The organism is Clostridium hydrogeniformans DSM 21757 (assembly GCF_000686705.1).
Classification (GTDB): domain Bacteria; phylum Bacillota; class Clostridia; order Clostridiales; family Clostridiaceae; genus Clostridium_Z; species Clostridium_Z hydrogeniformans.
In genome coordinates this window covers 41,750-51,077 of record NZ_JMLJ01000020.1, presented here as the reverse complement: position 1 = coordinate 51,077, position 9,328 = coordinate 41,750, and the positions used below count along the sequence as shown (strand labels likewise).

Annotated in this window: 14 protein-coding genes; 13 read left to right on the top strand and 1 reads right to left on the bottom strand. The window is 27.6% G+C overall.

What is annotated here, in order from left to right:
* Positions 1 to 350 precede the first annotated feature (350 nt).
* The 8 genes from BR69_RS0112275 to BR69_RS0112240 all read left to right on the top strand — a co-directional run bounded on the left by BR69_RS0112275 (position 351) and on the right by BR69_RS0112240 (position 4,947).
* Positions 351 to 794, top strand: coding sequence for a hypothetical protein (locus BR69_RS0112275; protein ID WP_027633456.1), 444 nt, complete (start codon positions 351 to 353; stop codon positions 792 to 794).
* Positions 795 to 858: 64 nt separating this feature from the next.
* A complete protein-coding gene (locus tag BR69_RS0112270) occupies positions 859 to 1,137 on the top strand; it encodes a hypothetical protein (RefSeq protein ID WP_027633455.1) in 279 nt (92 codons plus the stop codon).
* 13 nt (positions 1,138 to 1,150) lie between these two features.
* On the top strand, positions 1,151 to 1,387 hold the full coding sequence (locus BR69_RS0112265; RefSeq protein ID WP_027633454.1) for a hypothetical protein: 237 nt from the start codon (positions 1,151 to 1,153) through the stop codon (positions 1,385 to 1,387).
* Between the two features lie 20 nt (positions 1,388 to 1,407).
* Positions 1,408 to 1,854: a hypothetical protein gene (locus tag BR69_RS0112260; protein WP_027633453.1), complete on the top strand. Its 447-nt coding sequence runs from the start codon at positions 1,408 to 1,410 to the stop codon at positions 1,852 to 1,854.
* Positions 1,855 to 1,872: 18 nt separating this feature from the next.
* Positions 1,873 to 2,484: a hypothetical protein gene (locus BR69_RS0112255; protein WP_027633452.1), complete on the top strand. Its 612-nt coding sequence runs from the start codon at positions 1,873 to 1,875 to the stop codon at positions 2,482 to 2,484.
* 83 nt (positions 2,485 to 2,567) lie between these two features.
* On the top strand, positions 2,568 to 2,894 hold the full coding sequence (locus BR69_RS0112250; protein ID WP_034849848.1) for a hypothetical protein: 327 nt from the start codon (positions 2,568 to 2,570) through the stop codon (positions 2,892 to 2,894).
* A 60-nt stretch (positions 2,895 to 2,954) separates the two neighbouring features.
* Positions 2,955 to 3,344, top strand: a complete 390-nt coding sequence (locus BR69_RS0112245; protein ID WP_027633450.1) for a hypothetical protein — start codon at positions 2,955 to 2,957, stop codon at positions 3,342 to 3,344.
* A gap of 367 nt (positions 3,345 to 3,711) precedes the next feature.
* Positions 3,712 to 4,947 carry a DNA cytosine methyltransferase gene (locus BR69_RS0112240; RefSeq protein WP_027633449.1) on the top strand — a complete coding sequence of 412 codons (1,236 nt, stop codon included), beginning with the start codon at positions 3,712 to 3,714 and terminating at the stop codon, positions 4,945 to 4,947.
* Between the two features lie 347 nt (positions 4,948 to 5,294).
* Here BR69_RS0112240 and BR69_RS0112230 read toward each other — a convergent pair whose 3' ends face one another.
* Positions 5,295 to 5,492, bottom strand: a complete 198-nt coding sequence (locus BR69_RS0112230) for a helix-turn-helix domain-containing protein (protein ID WP_027633448.1) — start codon at positions 5,490 to 5,492, stop codon at positions 5,295 to 5,297.
* 727 nt (positions 5,493 to 6,219) lie between these two features.
* On the opposite strand from BR69_RS0112230, the gene BR69_RS0112220 reads away from it, so the two are divergent.
* The 5 genes from BR69_RS0112220 to BR69_RS20510 all read left to right on the top strand — a co-directional run bounded on the left by BR69_RS0112220 (position 6,220) and on the right by BR69_RS20510 (position 9,298).
* Positions 6,220 to 6,531, top strand: coding sequence for a hypothetical protein (locus BR69_RS0112220; protein ID WP_027633447.1), 312 nt, complete (start codon positions 6,220 to 6,222; stop codon positions 6,529 to 6,531).
* Between the two features lie 68 nt (positions 6,532 to 6,599).
* Positions 6,600 to 6,953, top strand: a complete 354-nt coding sequence (locus BR69_RS0112215; protein ID WP_027633446.1) for a hypothetical protein — start codon at positions 6,600 to 6,602, stop codon at positions 6,951 to 6,953.
* 164 nt (positions 6,954 to 7,117) lie between these two features.
* Positions 7,118 to 7,300 carry a hypothetical protein gene (locus BR69_RS0112210; RefSeq protein ID WP_027633445.1) on the top strand — a complete coding sequence of 61 codons (183 nt, stop codon included), beginning with the start codon at positions 7,118 to 7,120 and terminating at the stop codon, positions 7,298 to 7,300.
* A gap of 202 nt (positions 7,301 to 7,502) precedes the next feature.
* A complete protein-coding gene (locus tag BR69_RS0112205) occupies positions 7,503 to 8,450 on the top strand; it encodes a hypothetical protein (RefSeq protein WP_027633444.1) in 948 nt (315 codons plus the stop codon).
* Between the two features lie 197 nt (positions 8,451 to 8,647).
* Entirely contained in the window at positions 8,648 to 9,298 is a 651-nt protein-coding gene (locus BR69_RS20510) for a recombinase family protein (protein ID WP_051623603.1), read from the top strand.
* The last annotated feature ends 30 nt before the right edge of the window (positions 9,299 to 9,328 follow it).

Below are 9,328 nucleotides of genomic sequence, written 5' to 3'. Positions count from 1 at the left end.
GTATTACAATTTATAACTTCATTAATTATTTTTATAGAGAGAATATTCATAAATGGAATTATAAAAAAGACTAATATAAAGATAAAAAGAGAGTGTATATTGTTTTCTATAATATCAATTGCATTAAGTATAATTATTTTATATCTATATCTCTATCAACCTTTATAAGTTTATAAAAGTTAATAGAATATAAAAGAACAATATACCCATATAGGGTAAAAGTTATAAAAAAATTGAATTACTTTTTATTTTTACTTATAATTGTTCATTTATCAAAAAGTTTAAAAGTAATTTATTGAAACAATAAGGAATAAATGATGAATAATTAATATAATCTTGGGGGTTTTAAGATGGAGTATATAAAAAGAAAAGTAGCAATGGTAAAAGATAAATATAAAAATCAACTTAAGTTTAATGGAGGAATTATTATAGGTTTTACTGTAATGAGGGTATTAGCATTTATTTGTCAACTATATTTATATGGAATATATATTTTTATAATCCTTGGAGGAGTAGTACCATTTGCTAATAAGTTTGGAGAATTTATTTATATAGTATATTTATTGATTCCAATGACAAATATTATGATTCTTAAGAAATGTCTATCTATAAGAATTAAAAGTAGTTCTGAGAAATTTGGAGATTTAGTTTATTGTAAGTTTGAAAAAGAATTGATGATGAGTAATCCAATTATATATATAAGTTCTAAATGGTTAATAAAAATTATGCTTATACTAGGATTCAGTTTTGGAGTAATTACACATAAGTTAAATATATTATATCCAATAATATAAAATAATAATGAAGATATATATAGATTTAGATATAGGAAGTATTTTTTATAAAGGGGTATTTAAGATGGAAAATATAAAAGGAAAAGTAGCACAAGTAAGAGGAGAATACAAAAGACAACTTGAGGTTAATGATGAAAAGTTATTAATAGAAAGTGAACCTAATAATATTGAATTAGAGGGATATCCAATAGTAAAAGCAGTAGTAGTAAAAGTGATTAATGGTAGGAATAAAGGAAAGGTATTCACAAGCAATATTGAATTTTTAGATATTTTAGATACAAATGAAAATACATTATTATTAGCTAGGCTCAAGAATAAAATGAAAGGCATTTTAAATTCGTAAGAATAAATATATTATGAATTCTAATATTTTTATTTGTGAATTAAGTAAAGAAAATCAGAGTAAGATCCAACAATTAGTGACTGAATATTTAAGTAAAGAAGGTTATGAGAAAAAAGTTATACAGAGAACAATAGAAAATGTTATGTCAGGTAGACTGTGGATTATACAGGAGATTGTTGATATAAATCAATTCTTAAGTGAAGGAAAAGTTATTGATATAAATAACTTTAAAATTAGAAGAGGTATTTAAATGGGGATAGGGGGGAGAAAATGAAACTATGGTATGAAAAAGTTGATAGGGGATATAATGTTTTTTTGAGTATAGATGGAAACATATATAAGAGCTTATGGTCAGCTCCTCCTAAGGAAATTGATAAGGTAGGAATCGATTATTTAAGTAAAAGATATGATGTTATTACAACGAATGAAAGATTAATAGAATTTAAAAAATTATGGAAAAAATTATGGCTTGTTAGTGACAAGCAACTAAATGAAATGAGGAGAGCGGTTGGACTTAATTATAGTAAGAAGCCTTATAAGAACAGGTTTTTTTGTGAGAAAGATAATGAAGCTTGGAATGATTTAGTTAATAAAGGATTAGCTATAAAGAAAATTGACTTATATTCCGATAACTCTTGCTACTTTTTTTTGACTAAAGATGGAATAGAGTTAGTATATGGAAATGAAATTAGTGACTCGATATATTCGAGATTATAGTATAAGGGAGATGGTATAGTGAGTATACATAGGTTGTTATTTGATCCAAATCTAAGACAAGGAGAAGTTAAGATAGCAAAGTTACCGCTATTAATAGGGTTCGATGGCATGGTAGGTGAGAGTGATTCTATAAGAGGACTATTAAATATACTTATAAAGGAGTATAGTGATGCTGAAGATGAGAATGATGATTGGCATTTAAGAGTTAAGCTTGCAAGATCAGAATGTATGAAGGCATTAGCATATGGAATCGATGCTGTTGTGTATGATGAAGAGTTTGGCATAATAAAGAACAATTATGCTGCAGATATTAGTGATAGTGATTATGAAGTTGATAATGAAGTTGACAATATATTAAAGATTTATATTAATGATGAGAAAAAATTTCTTTTATCTCTTATAGAGTTAGGTGTAATAAAAATTTTAGAGAGAGATGATAGTTTTTATTTTAAAAGTGATAATAAAGTTTTGTGTGAAGAATGCAATCATAGGCTTAATAATGTGTGTGGCATATATAAATCAAAGATCTTAGACATGAATGGATATTGTGCTTCAGGAACTAATTCAAACTTAAATGAACGTGAAGATGGTAAATATCATGAAGTACAAGCTAATAAAAGTAATAAATAAAACCTAAATTTAAGGAGGATTAAAGAGGGTATGAGAAGGTTTAAAATGTTAGAGATCATAAGCTTGTAATAGCTGCTAAGAATATGAAAATAAATAATGAAGAAAGAAAAATAATTTTAGAATTTTTACAATGGAATGATCATAACGGGTGTTATACAGATAATAACTGCAAAGGGAAAGAAATTAAACCACTTGGAAAAAAGGATACATTAAAAATATTTTTTGCCGTAGTAAATAATGATTTTTTTAAAGATAAGGATGATGATAACCCATTAAATTTTACATTGTTAGAGATAATTAAAATTTCAAAAAGAAGTAATGTATATTTCTCTACAACTTTAAAATTAACGATGCTATTAAGGAACAATAATATAGAAACCTATAAGAAGTTAATAAAAATGATTGGTTAATTAATATATGTGGTGGTTAATACATCATATGTAGAGATTGCGAAGTAAGGAGGAGCAAATATGTTTGATATTAAGGTTATAGATAAAGAGAACGAGTTTTATGGTGAAACTTTAAAAGGCGGTTGTTTTTATTATGATGTAAAACATACTGGCGATAGTGATGATTTATATGTTGCAACAACTAAAGATGGAAGAAAAATAAAGTTGTTAAGTTCACAGATTGATGAAGAATATTATCATAGACAAAAATTAGAAAAGGTTGTTGAAGAAATAGGAACAAAGATAGGTGATACAGTAATTATTTTAAAAGGTGGCAGTGGTTCTTACTCAAGAGAGTGGAAATTTGAGGGAGAGCATATTATCACAAATGTAGATTTTACAGGTCATGTTACTTTTGATAACGGAAATGCAACAATATTTAGACCAAAAGTTCAAGTGGTTAGTTCATGATCCTAAGATGATACGAGATAACAACATTAGAAGTACTAATTTTAAGATTATATATTATATATTTTTAGTCTTATAAGCACTATAAAAGTTGAATACTCAAATGATTTAAGTAAGTTTCCTAAACCTATATTGTAGTCTTATGGGGTTATGCAATAAAAAGACCCAGCTAAATTAATGATAACTTTAGCTGGGTCTTTTTATTTTTTGGGATGAAAATACCGCCGAGTCTTATCGGTTATAAAAGACTAGTAAATTGATTTTTATTGAGCGAACATAGGGAATTAGCGCCTTAATAAATGTGATATAAAGTAATTAATCAAGGAATTTATATAGTTAAAATGAACAAATTTTTATATGAGGAGGGAATATGGCACTAACTTTCATAGATATATTTTCTGGAATCGGAGGATTTAGATTAGGTATGGAAATGGCAGGACATAAGTGTTTGGGCCATTGTGAGAATAATAAATTTGCGAATAGAAGTTATGAAGTAATGCATAACCCAAAGAAGGAGGAATGGAATGCAGAAGACATTACAGAAGTTTTGCCAGAAGAAATACCAAGATCAGACGTATGGTGTATGGGGTTCCCATGCCAGGACATATCAGTGGCAGGGAAACGAAAAGGACTTAAAGGAACAAGATCTGGATTATTTTACAGGGTTATTAAACTCATCAAAAGCCAAAAAGAAGAAAATAAGCCCTCAATATTGCTCATTGAGAACGTTAAAAACTTGTTATCAATCAATAGCGGATGGGATTTTGCCAGTATTCTCTTTAGCTTGGACGAAGCTGGGTATGATGCAGAATGGCAAGTGCTTAACTCAAAAGATTACGGAGTCGCACAAAGTAGGGAGAGGGTGTTCATTATTGGACATCTTAGAGGTAGACGTACCAGAAAAGTATTTCCTATCAGAAGAGAAAACAGCCCAACTACTCTTAAACAAGTAATACCAGGATCAGATGCACAAAGAGTTTATGATGCCATAGGATTATCAAGAACATTGAAGGCAAATGGAGGAGGTCAAGGGGCTAAAACAGGATTATATGTAGTTGGAAATACAAGTAAATCTGGTCATAATAGGGCTAGAGTTTATGATGAGAAAGGGTTAGCACCAACTGTTATGGCTAGGGATTACAAAGGACCTATTCAAGTTATGGTTCATCCAGTATTAACACCAGATAGAGTAAATAAGAGACAAAATGGTAGAAGATTTAGGGGAAATGATGAACCTATGTATACTCTCACATCACAGGATAAACATGGAGTATTAATAAAGGAAGCAACGAAGAAGGGATATGCTGAGGCTAAAAATGGAGATAGTATTTCTTTAGCATATTTAGGATCTGCAACAAGAAGGGGACGAGTTGGGAAAAATATAGCTAAAACATTAACATGCACATGTAATCAAGCTACTATTACAAGAAAAAGAATAAGAAAACTTATGCCTATTGAATGTTTCAGGTTACAAGGATTTCCTGATGAATACTTTTATAGGGCAAAGGAAGTTAACTCGGATAGTCAATTATATAAACAAGCTGGAAACTCTGTCACTGTAACAGTTATATATGCAATAGCAAAAAGGTTAAGCCAGGATAACTAATTATCCTGGCTTAACCTTTTTGTTATTGCATATACCGCCGAATCATGAAGTCGATACTTATTTCTTTTAAATTTATTATATAAGTTTTACTGACTAGTTTCTATTTTTCTTGCAAGATTATTTAAGTTATTTCATGTATAGGCTAATAGAATAGTAACTTTTTTAGCTACATCCATAGTACCACCACTTACTCTAGCAGAAATAGTATCAGCAGGAACTGTATTATTTCTCATGAGGGAAACTAACCTAATAAAAAATATATTACAAGAAGTAAAAGACTGGGGCAGGATAATAATATCCTGATCCAGTCTTCTATAAATATAACCGCCGAGTTATGATCTATTAAATTAATCTTTTTTTCTAAATTCAATTATGAGCTCATACCCTAAAGTATCAGCATACAGCTGCATATCTGCGACTGTAAAGTTATTTCGTTTAAATTTAGCATTCAAGTTTTGTTGACTAGTTCCTATTTTCTTTGCAAGATCGGTTTGTTTCTTTCCTGTTTCAGCCAACATTACATTAATCTTTTTAGTTATATCCATAATACCACTCCTCAATCCTATTATAAATTATAAAGTTAAGTAAAACAACTTAAAAATTGTATTAGTAATATTTTTAAAGAGATAGGGAAGTGGCAAAAAGTAATAGGTAGTGTATAATTTTATATGGGAGTATATGTATGGAAGGTAAATGGAGTATAACTTAAGAAGTTATTTATTGTGATGAAGAATAGCTGAGTGCAAAATTTGAACTCGGCATAAGCTTATAAAAATTAGACTAGGAGAATTATACTAGTCTATTTTTTATAAATTTTTAGGTTTATAAAAACAATTTTAAAGTTGTAAAAGTGTTTACAAAACAACTTTAAAGTTGTATAATTAAATTATAAGATTTAATAAGAGTTCTGACGATTAACAAAATATTTTAAAGAGGAGGTAGATAAGTTTGAAATTAAAAGTATATATAAAGAAGTTATTTTAGAAATGCTATAAATATTAATGATAAGTATATTATTATAAAATAAAAAGGCAACAGCCAGAGCTATCACCTAATACACACATATTAAGTATAACGGTTCTGTCTAGCCTTGTATATATAGGAGGTAAAATAAATGAGTGTTAAGATTTTATTTGAATATATAAAAGTATGTAAAGTTAAAAAAGTTAATCCTACAAAAAGTGGATTGTATAAATATAAACATGGTATATTTAGTTAATAAGGATTTATTATAGAATAATAAAAAAGCGAAGAAATTGGAGAAATATCAATATGGGTAAGGATATTCATTATATTATAGCGAGTGTTTTACTTGCGTTAGCTATACCTATTTTAGTCTTAGAATTTTCACAAAATCAAAATTTATTTAAATTACTTGCAATAGGGGTATATTATTTATTTTTATTTGTAGCATTTCTTGAGTATATAAGAGCTATTAAGCATTGTTATAAACATAATAGATATACTATGATGATAATAGGTATATTGGGTATGACAGTAATAATCATGTTTGCAATATATCCTAAGGGAATTTTTAACTTAGTAACTCGTATAGTGGAGTCAATATGTGAGTTTTTAGTCTAGTATAGAGGCAAGACTTAACTATAAAATTACGAAAATATTAATATAGCATAATTAATGGAGGGATAGGGGTGAAGAATAAATTAATAGAAATAGATAATATTGAGGAAATGAAAAACAAAAGAGAGGAATTAATAATGTTTTTCATTGCAAGTGTTATACTTATGACAGTTATGACATTTTTACCTTATAGATACTACAATACATCCAATGCAAAGACATTAAAGGATCTTGGATTTTCAATTAATTCTAATTTATTTAGAATAACAATTTTTATGTTTGTTATAACAGGGTCTATAGTATCTTTATTTACTTTTATAGAAACTTTTATGTGGAAAAGAGTAAGAATAAGAAAAGAGTGTAGAGAATTAGCTGTAACTTTAATTATATTAAATACATTTATTTTGTTTTTATTGAACTCTTAATTTTATATGAAGAAGTATTATTAATTCAGTGTTTTATTATAATATAAGATATAAAGCATATATTATGTTATAATATTACCAATAGAGGATTAAAATGTGAATATACCTCCTTCTTTAATATGTCGAGTGTAGGGTTTGAGAATGGCAGTGGGAGGAGGGAGGCTATGAGTGAGTTTGTGCAAGTTTTAATTATAATTTGTATATTCTTAAGCTTTATTTTTACTATATTCGCCTTTTTTTGTTATAGGCCTGATAAATTTAAATTTGGTTATAAGAAGAAAAGTGATATAGATGGTGATAATGAAGTATGCATTACTTTGGATTCACAAAAAGATAAAAGAATCTAAGTGGTTGCACCCACAATAGATTCTCATAGTTAGATTCACATTTAGTTTTTAATGCCAAGTCCTACACTCGGCTGTCCTCTATTAATATTATTATAACATAGACATATTTTTATACAATATATAAAAAATATTTTTATATATGGAATATAAATTTAACTACTTATGTAATATATAGAAAAAGCATAAAAGGAATGATAAATTTATGGGTATAAAGTTACAAGAAGCTCTACACAATGGAGCGAAAATAAAAATAGAAGAAGCTAATGAGAGTATGAAAGAAGACTTAAAATGCGTATATTGTGGTGTTAAGTTAACATATGTAAATGGATATTACAAAGAAATTAATGATAAAAAGTGTTATGTTAAGCCATACTTCAGACTTAAAAGTAAGGAAAATGATCATCAGAATTGCAAATATGATACTGTTGGTCAATTAAAAGTAGTAGCTAAGGAATCGAGTGATGATGTATTAAGTGATATAGAAGAAGGAAAATTTGAACTTAGACTTCACTTAATATCAGATAGCATAGATAGACTTCAGAATAGTTCTTCAGATAATAAAGATGATAGTACAAGCAATGGAAATTATAAAGAAAAAGAGTTTATAAAGAGTGGAGAAAAGTTAGAATCTTATTTCTCAACAATGAAAAGATTGCTTCAGCTAAGAAGTGTTCTTGAGAGCAATAGTGATATGAGTTCTAAGGTGATATTAAAATTTCGTGATAGAAAGGGAAATGTTAGCAATATAAGTTGGAATAATTTTTATTACGATATAGATTCATTCATTAATTTATATGGGTATATAGAAAGAAAAAGACCATATCATCCTATTGCAATATTTGGAATAGTAAAAAAGATAATAGAGCCAAATGAAAAATATAAGTTTTACACTATAGAATTAGAATCACCAAGAGCTAAAAAAGTAGGGAGCGAATATCAAATTCCTTCTATACAGATAAAAGTAGAAAATAGGAGACTTGATAGTCTTGTTGAGCACTTAGTAGGAAAAGAGATTTTACTATATTCTAAATTTTGGATTAGTGGTAAAAGAAAATGGGAGAAAAAATTAGAAGATAATAAAAAAGTCGAATATTATTTTCTTAATATTAAGGGAAATTTACTACATAGAAATCAGATAATTACACTATAGTTTAATAAAAAGGGCTAGTTTAAAATACTAGCCCTTTTTATTATATTAATTATTCCATAAAAGTATACTTTTTAGACTATTTTTAAATTAGCTCTTAAAGTGTCCAAAAATATATTGAAAATACTTTATAAACGTTTTAATATTAATATATATATTTTAGAACGTTATGTAAAAAATAGGTATATAGGAGGATGCAAATGATATTAGGATATGCGAGGGTATCATCTAAAGATCAAAACGAAGATAGACAAATAGAAAAATTTAAAAATATAGGAATAGAAGAAAGATATATTTTTCTAGATAAAGCTATTGGTGCAAATTTTGATAGACCCAAATATCAACTTATGAAGGAATTTATAAGGTCAGGAGATTTAATATACATGGACTCATTAGATAGATTAGGAAGAACTTATGATGGGATTATAAGAGAGTGGAAGTACATAACTAGAGAATTGGATGCAGATATAATAATTTTAGAAAATGAGAGTTTATTTGATTCAAGAAAATTCAAAGAAATGGGTGATCTAGGAAAGTTAATGGAGGATCAGTTTCTAAGTTTATTAGCTTATGTTGCAGAAGTAGAACGTAAAAAGATAAAGCAAAGACAAAGAGAAGGGATAGATATAGCTAAGTTAAAGGGAAAAAGGTTTGGGAGACCTCAAATTGAGGTGCCAGGAAATTTTAATGAAGTTTACCAGGAGTGGAGAGCTGGAAAAATAAAAGCTGTAGAAGCTATGAAAATTTTAAACTTAAAAAAGAGTACTTTTTATAAACTTATAAACCAGAGAAATAAGACTGAAGGCAATAAGAATATGTTATGGAATAGTACATCTACAAGATTAGAATAAACTTTATAAGTATAAGTTAGGAGGAATAAG